The sequence below is a fragment of the Pseudomonas hunanensis genome (genome assembly GCF_013393325.1).
In the GTDB taxonomy this organism is placed as follows: Bacteria; Pseudomonadota; Gammaproteobacteria; order Pseudomonadales; family Pseudomonadaceae; genus Aquipseudomonas; species Aquipseudomonas putida_P.
Genome location: NZ_QJRC01000101.1, coordinates 166,355 through 185,780, shown reverse-complemented (window position 1 = coordinate 185,780; position 19,426 = coordinate 166,355). Strand labels below are relative to the sequence as shown.

Here is a 19,426-nt window from a genome sequence, read left to right as displayed (position 1 = left end):
ATGTGACGCGTACGAATCAGAAGCGGTAGGTGAGGGATGCACCGATACCGTGAGCGCTGTTCTCGTACTTGGCCTGGTAGCTGCCCTTGGTCGCGCTGACCTGGTTGACCTTGGTGTCCTCCTCCCACAGGTAGGAGTAGGCAACGTCGATGGTCATGTCGTCGCTCGGGCTCCAGCCAGCACCCACGCTGAACACTTTACGGTCGCCAGTCGGGATGCGTGGCGAGCGGTCGTGGTTGTTGGTTGGCGATTGGTCGACGGTGAAGCCGGTGCGCAGCACCCACTCCTTGTTGACCTTGTACGATGCACCAATAGCGTGAGCCCAGGTGTCATGCCAGTTCTGTTCTTCGGTAATGGTCTGGAATGCCGAGCCTGCCAGCGGTGCGGGGACATCGTTCTGCACGGTGATGTCTTTCAGGCGGCTCCAGCGCGTCCAGGTGCTACCTGCGTACAGGGTCCACTGGTCGTCCAGCTCATGGGTAACCGAGAGGTCGACGGACTCAGGCGTTTTGATCTTCAAGCTGGCGTCGAACTTGTTGCCGTTGAATGGCCCGATCAGCGGGGTGCTGACGCGGGTCTTGCCCTCGAGCTTGTAGTCCACCATCGAGTGATAGGTCAGGCCGACGCGGGTACGGTCGGTGGCCTGTACCAGAACGCCGATGTTGTAGCCAACGGCGGTATCGTCACCCTTGATCTTTACTTCGCCGTCGTTGCGGCCTGGGGTGAACGGGTTGATCAGGCTCGAGCCCAGCTCACCCTTGATGCGGTTGATGGTAGGACCGAAACCGATAGATACCTTGTCGTTGAAGGCGTAGCTGACGGTCGGCTGGAAGGTGACTACCTCGACGTGGCTCTTCTTGCCCCAGTAACGTGCGGCATCATCGCTGCCGTAGTCGGTTACCAGGCCGAAGGGTACATAGACACCGAAGCCGACGCTCCAGTGGTCATCGATTGGCTTGACGTAGTAACCCATGGGTACGCCAACGAAAGGCACCATGTCACCATCGGTTTCCCCCCCGAGGTTGCTGCCCGGGCCCGAGATATCGGACTTGGCGATGACGGCAGCGCCGCCCACGGTGAATTGTTCGCGTTTGAGGCGGGACATGCCTGCAGGGTTGCCAAACACGGTGCTGGCATCATCGGCAGAAGAAGAACGTCCCGCGAAACCTGTCCCCATGCTGCTGATGCTCTGTTCGTTGAGCGCAAAGCCGCTGGCGAGCAGTTGGCTGGATGCAAGAGCAACGGCAACGCCGAGGGAGGTTTTGAGCATTACTTTTTTCATTATTAGAAAACTCCTTGGGATCTCCGGGGCGAAAAGCTACCAACAAATCACGCGCCGCGCTATAGGCTCAATCGCAGGAGTTAGAGCGGTTTTGTAGGACAATCCGACCAAAATTCCCTTTTTTCCGGTTCAGTTGTAGGACGTGTCTCAAGATGCCTGTGGCAATTTCTGATCTATGCAGGCATGCCAGGCATGGGTGAAGTCGCGCAGGCGGCCTTGTGGGTTGAAAATTTGGCGCCAGATCCGCGCCAGTGCAAGCAAGTCGTCAGCGGCAGGGAGTGGGGTGGCCTGCTCTTCGATGAGCATCCAGGCAATCGCAGTGGAATAGCGCAGGTTGACGGTGAGCTCCAAGTGCGGGCCACCCAGGAAGGCGTGTTGGCTGGCCAGGCCGCGGATCAGGCTGGCGAGGTCGGGGTCACGGGCTAGATAATCGTCCCAGAGCGCCTGGTGACGATGTTCGCCAATACGGTAGAGGCCGTGGCCGCGCCGGTCATGCAAGGCTGAGCCGAGTGCCGACTGGCTGGCGGCGATGCCCAGCAACAAGGCTTCGGCGCTGGCGCAGTGACGGTTCAGGTAGACCAGGGTGGGTCGGATCACATACAGACACAATTCATTCGCCGCGATACCCATGATGCCCTCGAGCAGGTAAGGGCCGGACGGGCGCTGGAGCTTGGCAGCTGGTGAATGATCAGGCCCGCCGGAAGCGGCAAGCACCGCTCGAGTTGAAGTGTAGTGTGATAATCGTGGTGTAAAGAGCTGTTTTTAAATCGATTGCTGCCTGACGTTCCACGCTATATGCCCTAAGGCAATTACGCCAAGAACGTTCAGGCAGGCTTGCGACTCGATGATTCAGCGCTTGAATGACGCGGTATTCGCCGCTCACGCGGTGAGCGACTGGCGAGTCCGGGCGATCACCGCCTGCAGCGGTTCATTGCGGCTGTACTGTTCGGGGTACAGGCGCTCGGTGTGGCAGGCGACGCCGTGTTCGTCTACCAGGGTAAAGCTGAAGCTGCCCTTGCGTGGGGCAACGATAAGGCACTTCAACGGCGAGAAGGCCTGGGAGAGGGTGCCAATGGCAGCCTGAATTTGATGATGAGTTTGCATATTGTTGGAGGTTCCTGCTTTAAACACGGGGGATATGATCCGTGCATGATAGAAACGTTCCAGTGACGCCTTTATTAAGGGACGAACGAACCTGACTGGAACAGGGCAGCCAGAGGGGGCGCAATCAAATGTGGGCGCTTGGGCTGACTGGTAGGTACTTCGGAAGGCAGGCAGCACGCCGGGGCCAAGGTTCTAGGCCGTCGGGGTGGGATCCTGATCAATCTGTCATGTGATTCGTGCTTGAACAGCGCAAGGCTGGCGACAGAATCATTGAATGGGCCGGTCCTGGTTTCAGCAGGGTCGCTCTTGGGGGGAGCGGTTCTGCAAGGACGCTTGTGGCCAGAATTGACTTTCAGCTTGGTACTAACGAGGCGCACCTTACCGCAAGTGCACAGGTATAGCAAGCACTACGTTTGTTCAGGTGAGCCGCGCAGTATGGCGCGAATTCTCGCTGCTGTGAAGAGGGGGCAAATGGCCCGTATGCGGGCCGATGTGCCCTTTTCGTGCACTCAATTGGAGGGTTATGGTGCACTTGTTCACATTCGGGGCATCCTCTGTAACAGCCTGGCAACAGGCTTCGAGAACCTCGCCAATGACTTGACTGCATGGTTAAGTCAATGAAAAAAAACACTATTTTTAGCTGGTGAAAAAATCGTCAGTTTGAGCAAAGCCCCCAATTTACGGGGGTTTGCGGGGAATAGGAGAGGGTTGTCCACCGAGTTATCCACAGGAACTGTGGATTGTCCCGGGCGCTTGCTCTAGCACGGGCGTGCCAGCAATAGAAGGAACTGTCCGACAATCGACATGCCCCGACAGACCGGGTGGTCACCCTCCTGAAAACGTCAAGAAAAGATCATTGAAATTTTTTTTCAATCCTCCAGAAATCGACAGGTCAGGGTGAAAAAAAAAGAGTAGAGTGGCGCGCCTTTCGAGTTGCCAAACCTGTTGCTCATGAAGTTCCGCGGTAAACACCTCGCCAGCCCCGCTGCATCGACACCTGCGCCTCCCGCCAAACGCTTTTCCCTGAAAGTGGCCTTGTGGCTGCTCGACAGCCCGCGCCTGGGCGACAAGCCCCAGGTCAAGCATCTGGCCGGGCGCCTGTTGAAGCAGCCAGCGCGCCAGGGCGTGGTGGTGGCGCAAAGCCGCTTGGGGCAGATGCTGTGCCGCGATTGTGGCAACGCCCGCGACCGGCGCATTGGCCATGAGCTGCTGCGCCAGGCCGCCCGTGCAGGGGATCGGCGGGCGCAATTGGAGTACGCGCGGCAGTGCCAGCATAACGAGCCTGAGCAGGCGCGCTATTGGCTGGAGCTTGCGGCAGGGCAGGGGTCGCAGGAAGCGCGGCGGCTGTTGCGGCAGTGGTTTCCTGGCTGAGGTGTGCTGACCCCGAACAGGCCCGCACAGGCAACACAGTGCTCAGGCTGATAAGCTGCGCATCAATCGTCCAGGATCTTTCGGGGTAAGCATGACAGTGGATCTGGCCAGCATTCTGCTGGGCTTGGTGGCAGGCGCTTTACCCTGCCTGGGGTGGGTCATGCAGGTGCAGCGCCGCCAGGGCGCGTGGCAAGGTGAGCAGGCTTTGCTCGAAGAGCGTCTGAACGCCGCCCAACTGGCTCAGGCCGGCTTGCAGGCGCAATTGGACGCCAGCCGCGACGAAGTCAGCGACCTCAGCGAAGCGAACACCGTCAAGCAGGCCCAGATGGCGGCCCAGGGCCGCGAGCTTGAGCTGCTGCAGATAGACCGCGACAACGCCCGTGACGCAGCTCACGCCTGGCACCTTGAACGTGCCAACCGTGAAGCCGAACTGCGCCGGCTGGAAGCGCAAACCGCCCGCCTTGAGGCCGAACTGCGTGAGCAGCAGGAAAGCCACCAGCAGCGTCTGGAAGACCTGCAGGAGGCCCGTGACACGCTGCGTGCCCAGTTCGCCGACATGGCCACCAAGATATTCGACGAGCGCGAGCAGCGCTTCGCCCAGACCAGCCAGCAGCACCTCGGGCAGTTGCTCGACCCGCTCAAGGAACGTATTCAATCCTTCGAGAAACGCGTGGAGGAAAGCTACCAGCAAGAAGCCCGCGAGCGCTTCTCGCTGGGCAAGGAGCTGGAGCGACTGCAACAGCTCAACCTGCGCCTCTCCGACGAAGCCACCAACCTCACGCAAGCCCTGAAGGGCCAGAAAACCCAGGGTAACTGGGGCGAGCTGATCCTCGAGCGGGTGCTGGAGCATGCTGGCCTGGAAAAAGGCCGTGAATACCAGACCCAGGTCAGCCTCAAGAGCGCCGATGGCGAGCGCTTCCAGCCCGATGTGCTGATCATGCTGCCTGGCGACAAGCAGGTGGTGGTGGACGCCAAGGTCAGCCTTACCGCGTACCAGCAGTTCGTTGCCGGCAATGACGAGGCCGCGCTCAAACAGCACGTGCAGTCGCTGCGCAGCCACGTCAAAGGGTTGTCGAGCAAGGACTACAACCGCCTCGAAGGCCTGCACAGCCTGGATTTCGTGCTGCTGTTCGTACCCATCGAGGCGGCCTTCTCGGCAGCCCTGCAGGCCGAGCCGAACTTGTTCCAGGAAGCCTTCGACCGGCAGATCGTGATCGTCAGCCCCACCACGTTGCTTGCCACCCTGCGCGTGATCGACAGCCTGTGGAAGCAGGAGCGCCAGGGCCAGAACGCCCGCGAGATCGCCGAGCGCGCCGGCTGGCTGTACGACAAGTTCGTGCTGTTCATCCAGGACCTGGACGAATTGGGCAACCGCCTGCAGCAGGTGGACAAGGCCTATGCCGCCGCTCGCAATAAACTGTGCGAAGGGCGTGGCAACCTGGTCAGCCGCAGCGAACAGCTGAAGTTGCTGGGCGCCCGGGCCAGCAAGAGCCTGCCGGCAGACCTGCTGGAGCGGGCGCTGTCCGACGAGGCACTGCCTGACGAGGCGGTTACTGAACCAGGCTCAGATGGCGATTGAGCATGGCGCGCAGGGCTGCTGGCTTCACCGGCTTGGCCAGGTAATCCAGGCCCGATGCATGCACCAGGGCGATGGTTTCCTTGCTGCCGTCGGCACTGATCACCACACCGGGCACCGGTTCACCCAGGCGCGCCCGTAGCCAGCCCATCAACCCGGTGCCGGTTTCACCGTCATCCAGGTGGTAGTCCACCAGCGCCAGGTGCGGGCGCATGCCTTTGGCCAGCAGGGCTTCGCATTCGGCCTGGTTGCGCGCGGTCCATACCTGGCAACCCCAGCGGCTGAGCAGGCTGTTCATGCCAATCAGGATGCTGTCTTCGTTGTCCACGCACAGCACTTGCAGCCCGGCCAGTGGCTGGCCGCCTTGTTGCTCCGCCGGGGCGCTTGGCGCCGGGGCGGTTTGGCGGGCAATCGGCACGCTGACGCGAAACACTGTGCCCTTGCCCGGCCATGAACGCACTTCCAGCGGGTGCCCCAGCACCCGGCACAGGCCGTCGGCGATCGCCAAGCCCAGGCCCAGGCCTTTCTCGGCGCGGGTCTGGTGGCTGTCCAGGCGCTTGAACTCCTGGAAGATCACCTGCAGCTTGTCGTCGGCAATACCCGGGCCACGGTCCCATACTTCCAGCCACAGGCGCTCGCCCTGTCGGCGCGCGCCTAGCAGGATCGGGCTCTTGCCGTAGCGCAGGGCATTGGTGAGGAAGTTCTGCAGCACTCGGCGCAGCAGTTTCATGTCGCTGTCCACCCGCAGGCGGCTGCCGCGCAGGCGGAACTCCAGGCCCTTCTCGGCCGCCAGCAACTTGAATTCGGCGCCCAGGGTGTCGAACAGTTCGTTGAGGGCGAATGGTTTGGCATCCGGGGTGATCTTGCCGTTCTCCAGGCGCGAGATGTCCAGCAGGTCGCTGATCAGCTCTTCGGCCGAGCGCAGCGAGCTGTCCATGTGCTGCACCAGTTGCTGGGCTTCTTCATTCATGCCCTCGGCCTGCTGCGACAAGGCGGCGGAGAACAGCCTGGCGGCGTTCAGTGGCTGCATCAGGTCATGGCTGACCGCCGCCAGGAAGCGGGTCTTGGACTTGCTTACCGCTTCGGCCTGGCTCTTGGCTTCGGACAGTGCCTGGTTCAATTGTGACAGCTCGTGGGTGCGCTCCGCCACCCGTTGCTCAAGGCCTTCGTTGGCATCGCGCAGGGCCTGTTCGGCCTCGCGGAACGGGGTGATGTCGGTGAAACTCATGACAAAGCCGCCGCCGGGCATCGGGTTGCCGATCAGTTCGATCACGCGGCCATTGGGGAACAGCCGCTCGGAGGAGTGCGCGCGGCCCTGGCGCATCCAGTGCAGACGACGCGCCACATGCACCTGGGCCTCGCCCGGACCGCACAGGCCACGTTCGGCGTTGTAGCGGATGATGTCGGCAATAGGCCGGCCGACGCTGATCAGCCCGTCGGGGTAGTTGAACAGCTCCAGATAGCGACGGTTCCAGGCCACCAGATGCAGGTTCTGGTCGACCACGCTGATGCCCTGGTTGATGTTCTCGATGGCGCCTTGCAGCAAGGCGCGGTTGAACTGCAGCACCTCGCTGGCTTCGTCGGCGATGCGCACCACGTCTTCCAGTTGCATGTCGCGGCCTTCGATGGCGGCCTTGACCACAGCGCGGGTCGACGAGGTGCCGAGCACCCCGGCCAGCAACCGTTCGGTGTGCTCGATCCAGTCACCGTCGGCGTTCTGGTTGGGGTTGAAGCCCTTGCCCTGGCGGTAGGCGAAACGGATGAAGCTCTGCCGCGCGCGCTCCTCACCGACAAAGCGCGAGGCCAGGGTCAGCAAGTCGTCGATCTGCACCGCCAGCAGCGGCTTGCTGCTGGGCCGGGCGCTGGTTTGCTGGCCGATGAAGCGGCCGGCCTGCCAGTGTTCGGAAACCCGCGTGCGCGACAGCACCGACACCCAGGCGAACAGGGTGAAGTTGCCCGCCAGTGACAGCACCACGCCCTGGGTCAGCGGGCTGATCGGCAGGTTCAGCGGGTTGCCGTGCAGCCACGCCAACCCTGGGAACAGCTGCAGCGACCAGCCCAGGCTGTGCGCGGCAATTGGCAGCACCAAGGTGTAGAACCACAGGAAAATGCCAGCGGCCAGGCCGGCGAACACGCCACGGCGGTTGGCCTGCTTCCAGTACAGCGCGCCGAGCATGGCTGGGGTGAGCTGGGTCACGGCGGCAAAGGCGATCTGGCCGATGGTCGCCAGGCTGGCGGTAGAGCCCAGCAGGCGATAGCTGACATAGGCCAGCAGCAGGATCACCACGATGGTCACCCGGCGTACCGAAAGCATCCAGTGGCGGAACGCTTCGAACGGCCGCTCGGCGTTGTTGCGCCGCAGCAGCCAGGGCAGCAGCATGTCGTTGGACACCATGGTCGATAACGCCACGGCCTCGACGATGACCATGCCGGTGGCCGCCGAGGCGCCGCCGATGAACGCCAGCAGGGCCAGGCTTGGGTGCGCCTCGGCCAGTGGCAGGCTGATGACGAACGAGTCGGAAATCACCGTGCCTGGCAGCAGCATCTGCCCGGCCAGGGCAATCGGCACCACGAACAGTGCGGCCAGTGCCAGGTACATCGGGAACACCCAGCGCGCCAGGCGCATGTCCTGGGGTTCGATATTCTCCACCACGGTCACGTGGAACTGCCGTGGCAGGCAGATGATCGCCATCATCGCCACGGCGGTTTGCACCACCATCGACGGCCAGTTGATGGTCTCTTGCCAATAGTTCTGCAGGTGGATCGACTGGCGAGCCTGGCTGAACAGATCGTCGAAACCGTCATACAGGTTGAAGACCACGAAGATACCCACGGCAAGGAAGGCCAGCAGCTTGATCAGCGATTCGAAGGCAATCGCCAGGACCATGCCACGGTGGTGCTCGGTCACGTCCAGGCTGCGGGTGCCGAACACGATGGCGAACAGTGCCAGCACCAGCGACACCACCAGCGCGGTGTCCTGCACGCGGGTACCGGTTGCATCAGCGTTGGCGCCGATCAGCAGGTTCACGCCCAGCACGATGCCCTTGAGCTGCAAGGCGATGTACGGCAGCACGCCGATCAGGCAGATCAGCGCCACCACCACCGCCAGTGTCTGCGACTTGCCATAGCGCGCGGCGATGAAGTCGGCGATCGAGGTGATGTTCTGCTGTTTGCTGATCAGCACCATCTTCTGCAGCACCCAAGGCGCGAAGATCAGCAGCAGCACCGGGCCCAGGTAGATGGGCAGGAACGCCCAGAGCTGTTCGGCGGCCTGGCCGACGGCGCCGAAGAAGGTCCAGCTGGTGCAGTACACGGCCAGCGACAGGCTGTACACCCAGGCACGCAGCTTCGGCGGCAACGGCGTGCTGCGGCGGTCGCCATAGAAGGCGATGGCGAACATGATGGCCATATAGGCCAGGGCGACCACGGCGATCAGCCCGCTGGACAACGACATGAAGACTCCGAAGCAAAAAAGGTAACGCGGTCCCGATCAATCAGTCTGGCACGCAGGTGCCGCTTCGTCAGCGCAGACGATGGTTGTAGGCCTGAGCTTGCGCGTGATTGATCTGAAACAAAACATCAATCTTTTCGGGTGCCCATCCCATAAAACACGCCCGCCAGTATCACCGACAACACCAGCAGGTAGAAGATCGCCCCCGGCCACAGATGCACCAGGGCGAACCCCACCATCACCGGCCCCAGCGCCGCCCCCAGGTTGGACAGGTTCTGCGCACCGTAATACACCCCGCGCAAGTGTTCCGGTGCGATCAGGTCGATGAACATGTACTCGGCCGGGATCACGATGATCTCGCCCAGGGTGAACACCAGCATCGCCAGGCACCAGGCCAGTACCGAGCCGGCCAGCGCGAAACCCAGCAGCCCGACAATGAACAGGCCCATGCCGGCCAGCAGCCAGGGCATCAGGCGCTGGCGGCTGATGCGGCGACCAATCAGGTACTGCAGGGCAATCACCGTCACCGCGTTGGTGGTCACCAGGTAGCCGACCAGGCGCGCCGCTTCGGCCGGGCTGCTGGTTACCACCAGGTACTGGGACAGGTAGGCGGTGAACTGGCCGAACACCACCGCGCTGAGCACCCCGCCCAGGGTGAAGCACACCAGCCGGCGATCACGCGCCAGCCCCAGCGCCACCTGGCCGAAGCCGGCCGCAGGCTTTTCGGGTGCGCTGGCCTGCAGGCTGCGGTCGCCAAGGCGCCAGTAAGCCACGCACATGACCAGGCCAAGCACGGCAGAGGCGATGAACGGCAGATGGTCGTTCAGCTCCAGCATGGCCACGCCCAACAGCGGGCCGGCGGCGTAGCCGACGTTGCTGAGGGTGTACTTGATGGCGAACACCTCGGCCCGCTCCTCCACCGGCAGCAACGCGCAGAAGCCCGCCTTGGCGGCGATGTCGACCACTGCCAGGGCCAGGTTGATCAGCACCAGGCACAAGAAGAACAACAGCGCCGAACGGCTGGCGACCGCGCCGATGAAGGCCAGGGCGAACAGCAGCGTGCTGGCGCTGACCAGCGTGTGGTTGCGCAAGGTGTCGACCAGATGGCCGCCATACAGGCTCAGCAGCGAGGCAATGATCAGCGCGCCGCCGATCAGCAGGCCGATCTGGCTGATCGGCAGCTGAAAGTTGTCGGCCAGGTACACCACCAGGTAGGGCAGGGTGAGGGCGCGGGCAACGGTTAGGCTGAAGGTGGTGAGCAGCAGCAGGCGTACAGTGTGCGGGTAGCGTTTGATGGCGGCGAGCATTGCCACGTCCTTGTTGTTCTGGTGTTCCCAGGCACAAGCATAAGCCAGGCGCGGTGCCTGGCGACAGGCGGAGGATTGACAACCCGTAGGCCACGGGGAATACTCACGAAAAATTCATATATATGTTTATATAACAAGACGAGAGCGAGACCCATGCACCCATTGACCGGTGATGCTCGACTGCCCCGCTACCAACAACTGCGCGACCACATGGTCGAGCAGATCGCCAACAACCGCTGGCGCCCCGGCGAAGCGATCCCGACCGAAGCAGCCTTGGCTTCCGAATTCGATATGTCGGTCGGCACCGTGCGCAAGGCCGTCGATGTGCTGGTGGCCGAAGGCGTGCTGGAGCGCCAGCAGGGCCGCGGCACTTTTATCCGCCGCCCACAGTTCCAGTCTTCGCTGTTTCGCTTCTTTCGCTTCGAGGCTGCCAATGGCGAGCGCGTGGTGCCAGAAAGCCGCATCCTGTCCATCGAGCCGCTGGCGGCGCCATCGGCGGTGGCTGAGGCCCTGGGCCTGGCGCTCGAAACCGATGTGATCCGCATCGTTCGTACCCGTCTGCTTGGCGCCCAGCCCGTGCTGGCGGAGGAAATCTGGCTGCCGCGCCAGACCTTCCAGCCATTGCTGGATGTGGAGTTGAACAGCAAGGGCCCGCTGCTGTACCCGATCTACGAAGAACTGTGCGGCCAGGTAGTCGCCTACGCCGAAGAGACCCTGACTGCCGAAGCGGTCGACGCGGTGCATGGCCGCCTATTGCAACTACCAGTCGACAGCCCGGTGGTGGTGATCGAGCGCCTGGCCCGTGACTACGCCGGCCAGCCGCTGGAATGGCGCCGCTCGCGCGGCCATGCGCAGCACTTCCGCTACCGCATCGACATCCGCTAAGCCGGCCGCTTCACCCCCGTTACCCGTCTGCGCCGCTTTGCCACGGCGCAGTGGCTTCGCCTGCCCGCAACACACTAAAAGGATAACAATCATGTTCAGTTGGTATCGCCAGATCACTTCACGGGAACGCAAGACGTTCTGGGCCTGCTTCGGCGGCTGGTCGCTCGATGCGCTGGAAGTGCAGATGTTCGGCCTGGCTATCCCTGCGTTGATCGCTGCGTTCTCCCTGAGCAAGGGCGATGCCGGCCTGATCAGTGGCCTGACCCTGGTGACCTCGGCAATCGGTGGCTGGCTGGGCGGCACGCTGTCCGACCGTTACGGCCGTGTGCGAACCCTGCAATGGATGATTCTCTGGTTCTCCTTCTTCACCTTCCTCTCGGCATTCGTCACTGGCTTTTACCCGCTGCTGTTCGTCAAGGCCATGCAAGGCTTCGGCATCGGTGGCGAATGGGCGGCCGGCGCGGTGTTGATGGCCGAAACCATCAACCCGAAATATCGTGGCAAGGTCATGGGCACGGTGCAGAGCGCCTGGGCCGTGGGTTGGGGCCTGGCGGTGGCGCTGTTCACGTTGATCTACTCGCTGGTGCCGCAGGAATTCGCCTGGCGGGTCATGTTCTTCGTCGGCCTGCTGCCGTCACTGCTGATCATCTGGGTACGCCGCAATGTGCCCGAGCCGGACAGCTTCCAGCGCCTGCAGAAAGAAAACGCCATCCCCACCAGCTTCCTGCAGTCGATGGCTGGCATCTTCCGCCCGGAACTGCTGCGCGTGACCCTGCTGGGCGGCTTGCTCGGCCTGGGTGCTCACGGTGGCTACCACGCGGTGATGACCTGGTTGCCGACCTTCCTCAAAACCGAACGCAACCTTTCAGTGCTGAACTCCGGCGGTTACCTGGCGGTGATCATCCTGGCCTTCTGGTGCGGCTGCGTGGTCAGTGGCCTGCTGATCGACCGCATTGGGCGCCGCAAGAACATCCTGCTGTTCGCGCTGTGCTGCGTGCTGACCGTGCAGGCCTATGTGTTCTTCCCGCTGACCAATACCCAGATGCTGTTCCTCGGCTTCCCGCTGGGCTTCTTCGCTGCCGGCATCCCGGCCAGCCTGGGCGCGTTCTTCAATGAACTGTACCCAGCTGATGTGCGCGGGGCCGGGGTGGGCTTTTGCTACAACTTTGGCCGCGTGCTGTCGGCGGTATTCCCGTTCCTGGTCGGCCACATGAGTGAGTCGATGTCGCTGGGCAGTGCCATTGGCATCGATGCTGGCATTGCCTATGGCGTGGCGGTGATCGCTGCCCTGTGCCTGCCGGAAACCCGTGGCCGTAACCTTGAATCTGCACCCGCGCCGGAAATGGCCGGTGCTGCTGCCAAGTAACCTGACCTTGTTTGTATGAGAACCATGCCCGACGCTCCTGCTTTACACCTGACTGCCATCGACAGCCACGCCCACGTATTCAGCCGTGGGTTGAACCTGGCCAGCGTGCGGCGTTACGCGCCCAGCTACGATGCGCCGCTGGGCGACTACCTGGGCCAGTTGCTGGCCCATGGTTTCAGCCATGGCGTGCTGGTTCAGCCCAGCTTCCTCGGTACCGACAATCGTTACCTGCTCAGTGCCTTGCAGACCGTGCCGGGGCAATTGCGCGGGGTGGTGATGCTGGAGCGAAATGTCGAACGGGCGAGCCTGGACGAAATGGCAAGGTTGGGCGTGAGGGGTGTGCGCTTGAACCTCATGGGGCAGGCCTTGCCTGACCTGACCGGCGCCGAATGGCGGCCTATGTTGGAGCGCATTGGCGAGCAGGGCTGGCACCTGGAGCTGCATCGGCAAGTGGCCGACATACCGGCGTTGGTGCGGGCCCTCGAACCCTATGGGCTGGACATCGTGATCGACCATTTTGGCCGGCCCGATGCCCGCCGTGGCCTCGGCCAGCCGGGGTTCGCCGAGCTGCTGACCCTGGGCGGACGGGGCAAGGTCTGGGTGAAGGTGTCTGGCATCTATCGGCTGGAAGGTTCGCCCGAGGAAAACCTTTCATTCGCCCGTCAGACGCTATGCGCGCTGGAAGCCCATTACGGGGCGCAGCGGTTGATGTGGGGCAGTGACTGGCCGCATACCCAGCATGAATCGGCAGTGAGTTTCGGCACCGCTGTCGAGCAGTTCGACGCCCTGGGCTGTTCGGCGCAGTTGCGCCGGGCCTTGTTGCTGGATACCGCGCAGGCGTTGTTCGGTTTCGAGTGATGCAGTACCTGTTCTGAAGGCACGGCTTGCCAGTCAACGCATTTCCCATGCAGATTTGTGGCCTGGCGTGCCCGGCGCGCCTCCAATTGAAAAGCCCTCAGGACCATGGACGATGAGTCACTCCTCGCAATTCACCTTGCTCGGCAAGCGGCGTTTCCTGCCGTTTTTCATCACCCAGTCGCTGGGTGCCTTCAACGACAACCTGTTCAAGCAGTCGCTGATTCTGGCGATCCTGTTCAAGCTCAGCCTGGGCGACGGCGACCGGTCGATCTGGGTCAACCTGTGCGCCTTGCTGTTCATCCTGCCGTTTTTCCTGTTCTCGGCACTGGGCGGGCAGTTTGGTGAAAAGTTCGCCAAGGACGCGTTGATCCGCGCGATCAAACTGGCCGAAATCGCGATCATGGCAGTGGGTGCGCTGGGCTTTATCACCAACCACCTGGCGTTGATGCTGGTGGCGCTGTTCGGCATGGGCACCCATTCGGCGCTGTTTGGCCCGGTGAAGTATTCAATCCTGCCGCAGGCCCTGCGTGAGGAAGAGTTGGTTGGCGGCAATGGGCTGGTGGAAACCGGCACCTTCCTCGCCATCCTCGCTGGCACCATCGGCGCCGGGGTGATGATGTCGGCCGACAGCTACGCCTCGGTGGTGGCCGGTGGCGTGGTCGGCACGGCGGTGCTCGGCTACCTGGCCAGCCGCTGGATCCCCCGGGCTGCCGCCGCATCGCCGCAGATGACACTGGACTGGAACATCTTCAAGCAGTCCTGGGCGATTCTGCGCATGGGCCTGGGCCAGCCGCCAGCGGTGTCGCGCTCGATCGTCGGCAACTCGTGGTTCTGGTTCGTCGGCGCCATCTACCTTACGCAGATCCCGGCCTACGCCAAGGACTGGCTGCACGGTGACGGCACGGTGGTGACCCTGGTGCTGACGCTGTTCTCGGTGGGTATCGCCCTGGGCTCATTGCTGTGCGAGCGCCTTAGCGGGCGCAAGGTGGAGATTGGCCTGGTGCCGTTCGGCTCGTTCGGCCTGACCCTGTTCGGCCTGTTGTGGTGGTGGCATTCCGGTGATGTGCCGGCTGCCGCGGCGCCGCATGACTGGCTGGCGCTGCTGGGCATGAGCCAGGCCTGGTGGATCTTGTTGTCGATCGTCGGCCTGGGCGTGTTCGGCGGCTTCTATATCGTGCCGCTGTATGCGCTGATCCAGGCGCGTACGGCCGAAGACCAACGCGCCCGGGTGATCGCGGCCAACAACATCCTCAATGCCCTGTTCATGGTGGTGTCGGCGGTGCTCACCATCGTCCTGCTGGGCTTGGCAGGCTTTACCATCCCGCAGCTTTTCCTGGTGGTGTCGCTGCTCAACATCGCGGTCAACGCCTACATCTTCAGGATCGTGCCCGAGTTCACCATGCGCTTCCTGATCTGGTTGCTCAGCCATTCGATGTATCGCGTGCAGCATCGCGACCTTGAACGCATCCCTGACGAAGGCGCGGCGTTGCTGGTGTGCAACCACGTTTCATTCGTCGATGCGCTGCTGCTGGGTGGGGCTATCCGCCGGCCGATCCGCTTTGTCATGTACTACAAGATCTACAACCTGCCGGTGCTCAACTTCGTGTTCCGCACCGCTGGCGCCATCCCGATAGCCGGACGTAACGAAGACCTGGCGACCTACGAGCGCGCCTTCGCGCGAATTGCCCAGTACCTGGCCGAGGGGGAGCTGGTGTGCATCTTCCCGGAAGGCAAGTTGACCGGTGATGGCGAAATCGATGTGTTCAAGGGCGGCGTCAACCGCATCCTCGAAGAAACGCCGGTGCCGGTGATTCCGCTGGCCTTGCAGGGGCTGTGGGGCAGCTTCTTCAGCCGCGACCCGGCCAAGGGCTTTTTCAAGCGCCTGTGGTCGCGGGTGACCATTGTGGCAGGCGCCGCCATCCCAGTGGAGGCGGCGCAGCCAGAGTTGTTGCGCGAGCAGGTCAGCCGTTTGCGCGGTAACCTGCGCTAGGGGAGGGGGTTAGCTGGCGCTGACTTTAAGGCCGACCAGGCCGCAGACGATCAGTGCCACGCTGACCAGCCGTACCAGGGCCATCGATTCGCCGAACAGGATGATGCCAGCGATCACCGTGCCCACGGCACCGACGCCAGTCCAGATGGCATAGGCGGTGCCCAGTGGCAGCTCCTTCATGGCCAGGCCCAGCAGGCCAAGGCTGATGACCATGGCGCCGACGGTAAGTACGGTGGGAATCGGCTTGCTGAAGCCGTCGGTGTATTTCAGGCCGACGGCCCAGCCGACCTCGAACAGGCCGGCAAAGAACAGGATGATCCAGGACATGAGTGTGTCTCCATCGTTTGAATGATGGGGCCGTCCCCGGAATGGTCACGCGGTGCGTCGTGAGGTCGTCCTCACAGTGGCCACTATGGTGCACACCTGAAGGTTTCAGGGCAAGCCTGTGCGGGCGGGTTCCACTGCTTCGGTTTCCACCGCCGGCTCATTCATCCGCCGGAACCAGGTGGACAATAGCGCCCCGGAAATATTGTGCCAAACACTGAACAAGGCGCTCGGCACCGCCGCCAGTGGCGAGAAGTGCGCTGCTGCCAGTGCCGCGCCAAGCCCGGAGTTCTGCATGCCCACCTCCAGTGCCAGTGACTTGCGCTGGGCCAGCGGCAGCTTGCACAGCTTGCCGGTCAGGTACCCCAGCAAATAGCCGAAGCTGTTGTGCAGCATCACCACCGCCATGATCAGCAACCCCGACTCGGCGATTTTCGCCTGGCTGGCCGCCACCACCGCACACACGATCATCACGATACTCACCACCGACACCAGTGGCAGCACCTGCACCGCCGCCTGCACGCGGGTACCGAGCAAGCGCTGGGCCAGCACGCCGAGCACGATCGGCAGCATGACAAGCTGCAGGATCGACCAGAACATGTCCATGAAGGACACCGGCAACCAGGCCGATGCCAGGAACCAAATCAGCGCCGGGGTCAGTAGCGGTGCCAGCAGGGTGGTGACCGCAGCGATCGCCACGGCCAGCGCCAGGTCGCCACGCGACAGCCAGACCATCACGTTCGATGCCGTGCCGCTTGGGCAGCAACCAACCAGGATCACGCCCACGGCAATTTCCGGCGGCAGGTGGAACAGCTGGCACAGCAGCCAGGCCATGCCGGGCATGATCACGAAGTGCGCGACCACGCCCAACATCACCCGCCAAGGCTGGCGGGCGAGGGCGGCGAAGTCGTCGAGCTTGAGGGTAAGGCCCATGCCGAACATCACCAGCCCCAGCAGCGGCACAATGGCCACCTTGAGGGCGATGAACCATTGCGGTTGCAGGAAAGCCAGCACGGCGAAAACCAGCACCCACAGGGCGAAGGTATTGCCGACGAAGCGGCTTAAGGCGGCGAGGGCACGCATGGGCAATTCCTTTTCTTTTTATAGCTGTGTGGATTTTATTGGCCCTTTCGCGGGTTTACCCGCGAAGAGGCCGGTGCAGGCAAAAAATCACTTCCAGGCCAGCACCGGTCCTTCAAGAGAACATCAGACCCCTTGCGGAATCTCTTCCCCACCCAGCGCTTCGAACAGCACCGGCAGGAACTCGGCAAAGGTCATCATCATCAGCTGGAAGCTGGCATCGAACTGCTGCGCTGCCTCATCGCCACCGTCCTGCTCGGCCTGCTCCTGCAGCAGCTCTTCGAATTTCAGGCGCTTGATGACCATCTTGTCGTCGAGAATGAACGACAGCTTGTCCTGCCAGGCCAGGGCCAGCTGGGTCACTACCTTGCCAGTGCTCAGGTGCAGCTGGATTTCCTCGCCCGTCAGGTCCTGGCGCTTGCAGCGCACGATACCGCCGTCTTCGGCAGTGTCGCGCAGCTCGCATTCGTCCAGCACATAGAAGCCTTCGGCGGCTTGCTGCGACTTGACCCAGTCGGTCATGGTGGCAACCGGCGCAATTTTTACCGTGGCAGGGCGCACCGGCAGCGAGCCCATCACTTCACGCAGGGTCGACAACAGGTCTTCGGCACGCTTGGCGCTGGCCGAGTTGACCAGAATCACGCCCAGGCGTGGGGCGATGGCGGCGAAGATCATCGAGCGGCGGATGAACGCGCGCGGCAGGAAGGCCTGGATGATCTCGTCCTTGATCTGGTCGCGTTCCTTTTTATAGACCTTGCGCATTTGCTCGGTCTCGATCTCTTCGACCTTTTCCTTGACCGCGTCGTTGACCACGCTGCTAGGCAGGATGCGTTCTTCCTTGCGTGCGGCAATCAGCAGGTACTCGCCGCTGACATGCACCAGGGGAGCGTCTTCGCCTTTGCCGAACGGCGCGACGAAACCGTAGGTGGTCAGCTCCTGGCTGGCGCAAGGGCGGGCCGGCTTGCTGGCCAGGGCGGCTTCCAGCGCTTCAGGCTCGAACGGAACTTCCTGGGTCAGGCGGTAGGTCAGCAGGTTCTTGAACCACATGAGGGGCAATCTCTCCTTAATGCATAAGGCGGGCATTATTCTCCGTGCGCTGTTCTGAGGCCAGCCCTGTCACAGGGCCAGCAGTGACTAATGCGGGAAAGAAACGCACGCCAACGCTAGGTCTTTGAAAGGCATGAGGTTTTTTTTGAAAAAAGTTTAAAAAGTGCTTGCCAGGGTGTGGGGCCGTCCGTAGAATGCGCGCCACACCGAGACGAAGGGTGATTAGCTCAGCCGGGAGAGCATCTGCCTTACAAGCAGAGGGTCGGCGGTTCGATCCCGTCATCACCCACCACTCGATGTATAGCGCAGCGGTAGTTCAGTCGGTTAGAATACCGGCCTGTCACGCCGGGGGTCGCGGGTTCGAGTCCCGTCCGCTGCGCCATATTCAACTTCCAGGGCCCACTGAACACCCGGAAGTAACAAAGAATGCGACCTTAGGGTCGCTTTTTTTGTGCCTGTATTTTGCTGTTTGATCCAAGTTTGAAAAAACTTCGATAAGTGCTTGCCAGAGCGCAAAGTCGCCCGTAGAATGCGCGCCACACCGAGAGACATGGGTGATTAGCTCAGCCGGGAGAGCATCTGCCTTACAAGCAGAGGGTCGGCGGTTCGATCCCGTCATCACCCACCACTCGATGTATAGCGCAGCGGTAGTTCAGTCGGTTAGAATACCGGCCTGTCACGCCGGGGGTCGCGGGTTCGAGTCCCGTCCGCTGCGCCATATTCCACTTCCAGGGCCCACTGAACACCCGGAAGTAACAAAAAAAGCGACCTTAGGGTCGCTTTTTTTGTGCCTGCAGTTTCAGCTTCAGCGCTCTTCCTCCCGCAGCGTCAGCACTTCGAACCCTTGCTCGGTCACTGCCACGGTGTGCTCCCATTGCGCCGACAGGCTGTGGTCACGGGTAATCACCGTCCAGCCGTCCTTCATTTCTCGCGTGCCACGCTTACCCTGGTTGATCATCGGCTCGATGGTAAACACCATGCCCGGCTTCAGCTTCATGCCCATGCCGCGCTGGCCAATGTGCAGCACCTCGGGCCCCTCATGCATCTGCTGGCCAATGCCGTGCCCGCAATACTCGCGTACCACGCTGTAGCCCGCAGCCTCGGCATGGGCCTGCACGGCATGGCCGATATCACCCAGCGTCGCCCCAGGGCGCACCTGCTCGATGCCTTTCCACAATGCGTCGTAGGTGGTGTCGACCAACCGCCGGGCTTCATCGCTGATCGCTCCGATGCCATACATCTTCGAAGAGTCGGCAATGTAGCCGCCCTGTTCCAGGGTGATGTCGACGTTGATGATCGAGCCTTCCTTGAGCACTTCATCGACTTTGGGTATGCCGTGGCACACCACATGGTCCACCGAAGTATTGAGCGAGTAGGGGAAGCCGTACTGGCCTTTGCTCGCTGGCCGCGCCTTGAGTGTATCGACGATGAATGCCTCGGCGCGATCGTTGATCTGCATGGTGGTGACACCGGGGCGGATGAAGCTGTCGAGGTCGGCGAACACCTGGGCCAGCAGTTGGCCGGCGCGGCGCATCAGGTCGAGTTGGGCGGGGGTCTTGATGATCACCTGAGACATAGGGGGAGGGCAGTTGCTCATGCTGGAATGTGCCCCAGCATAGCGCCTGGGGCTGTGAAGTTGCCACCGCATGGTGCGCAAGATAGGCCACAGCACGGCCTTTGTGGGAGCGTGAGGCGGCTGGCCCATTAATTGCTGACTTACCTCCCATCCAGGGCGGTCAACGTCGACAGCCCACACAACCTCACGACAAAGGCGCCGTGTTGCCC

15 protein-coding genes and 4 tRNA genes are annotated in these 19,426 nt (G+C 62.3%); 10 read left to right on the top strand and 9 right to left on the bottom strand.

Annotated features, from left to right (window positions below; all coding sequences use genetic code 11):
* Nucleotides 1-16: 16 nt before the first annotated feature.
* The 3 genes from DM807_RS25900 to DM807_RS25890 form a co-directional block, all read right to left on the bottom strand.
* The gene (locus DM807_RS25900) at nt 17-1,282 is read right to left on the bottom strand and encodes an OmpP1/FadL family transporter (RefSeq protein ID WP_012270969.1); all 1,266 of its coding nucleotides are present in this window, start codon (nt 1,280-1,282) and stop codon (nt 17-19) included.
* Nucleotides 1,283-1,429: 147 nt separating this feature from the next.
* On the bottom strand, nt 1,430-1,912 hold the full coding sequence (locus tag DM807_RS25895) for a hypothetical protein (RefSeq protein ID WP_012270970.1): 483 nt from the start codon (nt 1,910-1,912) through the stop codon (nt 1,430-1,432).
* Between the two features lie 249 nt (nt 1,913-2,161).
* Nucleotides 2,162-2,386 carry a hypothetical protein gene (locus DM807_RS25890; protein ID WP_009686213.1) on the bottom strand — a complete coding sequence of 75 codons (225 nt, stop codon included), beginning with the start codon at nt 2,384-2,386 and terminating at the stop codon, nt 2,162-2,164.
* Nucleotides 2,387-3,337: 951 nt separating this feature from the next.
* Here DM807_RS25890 and DM807_RS25885 point away from each other — a divergent pair.
* Nucleotides 3,338-3,757 (top strand): tetratricopeptide repeat protein, encoded by a 420-nt coding sequence (locus tag DM807_RS25885; protein ID WP_012270971.1) that lies wholly within the window; start codon nt 3,338-3,340, stop codon nt 3,755-3,757.
* Between the two features lie 205 nt (nt 3,758-3,962).
* On the top strand, nt 3,963-5,336 hold the full coding sequence (locus DM807_RS25880; protein ID WP_179028153.1) for a DNA recombination protein RmuC: 1,374 nt from the start codon (nt 3,963-3,965) through the stop codon (nt 5,334-5,336).
* On the opposite strand, the gene DM807_RS25875 is transcribed toward DM807_RS25880, so the two are convergent.
* Together DM807_RS25875 and DM807_RS25870 are read right to left on the bottom strand one after the other, a co-directional pair.
* Entirely contained in the window at nt 5,308-8,787 is a 3,480-nt protein-coding gene (locus DM807_RS25875) for a hybrid sensor histidine kinase/response regulator (RefSeq protein WP_179028138.1), read from the bottom strand. The two genes, DM807_RS25880 and DM807_RS25875, sit on opposite strands and share 29 nt — an antisense overlap.
* Before the next feature lie 125 nt (nt 8,788-8,912).
* The gene (locus tag DM807_RS25870) at nt 8,913-10,091 is read right to left on the bottom strand and encodes an MFS transporter (protein ID WP_179028137.1); all 1,179 of its coding nucleotides are present in this window, start codon (nt 10,089-10,091) and stop codon (nt 8,913-8,915) included.
* Nucleotides 10,092-10,244: 153 nt separating this feature from the next.
* Here DM807_RS25870 and DM807_RS25865 point away from each other — a divergent pair, with 153 nt between their 5' ends.
* The 4 genes from DM807_RS25865 to DM807_RS25850 all read left to right on the top strand — a co-directional run bounded on the left by DM807_RS25865 (nt 10,245) and on the right by DM807_RS25850 (nt 15,190).
* Complete coding sequence (locus DM807_RS25865) at nt 10,245-10,976, top strand: GntR family transcriptional regulator (RefSeq protein ID WP_012270975.1); 732 nt, start codon at nt 10,245-10,247, stop codon at nt 10,974-10,976.
* Between the two features lie 91 nt (nt 10,977-11,067).
* The gene (locus tag DM807_RS25860; protein ID WP_060492609.1) at nt 11,068-12,342 is read left to right on the top strand and encodes an MFS transporter; all 1,275 of its coding nucleotides are present in this window, start codon (nt 11,068-11,070) and stop codon (nt 12,340-12,342) included.
* Between the two features lie 24 nt (nt 12,343-12,366).
* On the top strand, nt 12,367-13,200 hold the full coding sequence (locus DM807_RS25855; protein WP_012270977.1) for an amidohydrolase family protein: 834 nt from the start codon (nt 12,367-12,369) through the stop codon (nt 13,198-13,200).
* Between the two features lie 112 nt (nt 13,201-13,312).
* Entirely contained in the window at nt 13,313-15,190 is a 1,878-nt protein-coding gene (locus tag DM807_RS25850) for a 1-acyl-sn-glycerol-3-phosphate acyltransferase (protein ID WP_060492608.1), read from the top strand.
* 9 nt (nt 15,191-15,199) lie between these two features.
* Here the strand turns inward: DM807_RS25850 and sugE are convergent, their stop codons facing one another.
* The 3 genes from sugE to rdgC form a co-directional block, all read right to left on the bottom strand.
* Nucleotides 15,200-15,517, bottom strand: coding sequence for a quaternary ammonium compound efflux SMR transporter SugE (sugE, locus tag DM807_RS25845; RefSeq protein WP_012270979.1), 318 nt, complete (start codon nt 15,515-15,517; stop codon nt 15,200-15,202).
* Between the two features lie 105 nt (nt 15,518-15,622).
* Complete coding sequence (locus DM807_RS25840) at nt 15,623-16,597, bottom strand: bile acid:sodium symporter family protein (protein ID WP_179028136.1); 975 nt, start codon at nt 16,595-16,597, stop codon at nt 15,623-15,625.
* A 123-nt stretch (nt 16,598-16,720) separates the two neighbouring features.
* Complete coding sequence (gene rdgC / locus DM807_RS25835) at nt 16,721-17,641, bottom strand: recombination-associated protein RdgC (RefSeq protein ID WP_003252510.1); 921 nt, start codon at nt 17,639-17,641, stop codon at nt 16,721-16,723.
* A gap of 216 nt (nt 17,642-17,857) precedes the next feature.
* On the opposite strand from rdgC, the gene DM807_RS25830 reads away from it, so the two are divergent.
* The 4 genes from DM807_RS25830 (at nt 17,858) to DM807_RS25815 (ending at nt 18,359) form a co-directional block, all read left to right on the top strand.
* Nucleotides 17,858-17,933, top strand: a tRNA-Val gene (locus DM807_RS25830).
* Between the two features lie 13 nt (nt 17,934-17,946).
* A tRNA-Asp gene (locus DM807_RS25825) sits at nt 17,947-18,023 on the top strand.
* A 170-nt stretch (nt 18,024-18,193) separates the two neighbouring features.
* A tRNA-Val gene (locus DM807_RS25820) sits at nt 18,194-18,269 on the top strand.
* A gap of 13 nt (nt 18,270-18,282) precedes the next feature.
* Nucleotides 18,283-18,359 (top strand) — tRNA-Asp (locus tag DM807_RS25815).
* An 87-nt stretch (nt 18,360-18,446) separates the two neighbouring features.
* Here DM807_RS25815 and map read toward each other — a convergent pair.
* Complete coding sequence (gene map, locus DM807_RS25810; protein WP_425326935.1) at nt 18,447-19,238, bottom strand: type I methionyl aminopeptidase; 792 nt, start codon at nt 19,236-19,238, stop codon at nt 18,447-18,449.
* Nucleotides 19,239-19,426: the final 188 nt, after the last annotated feature.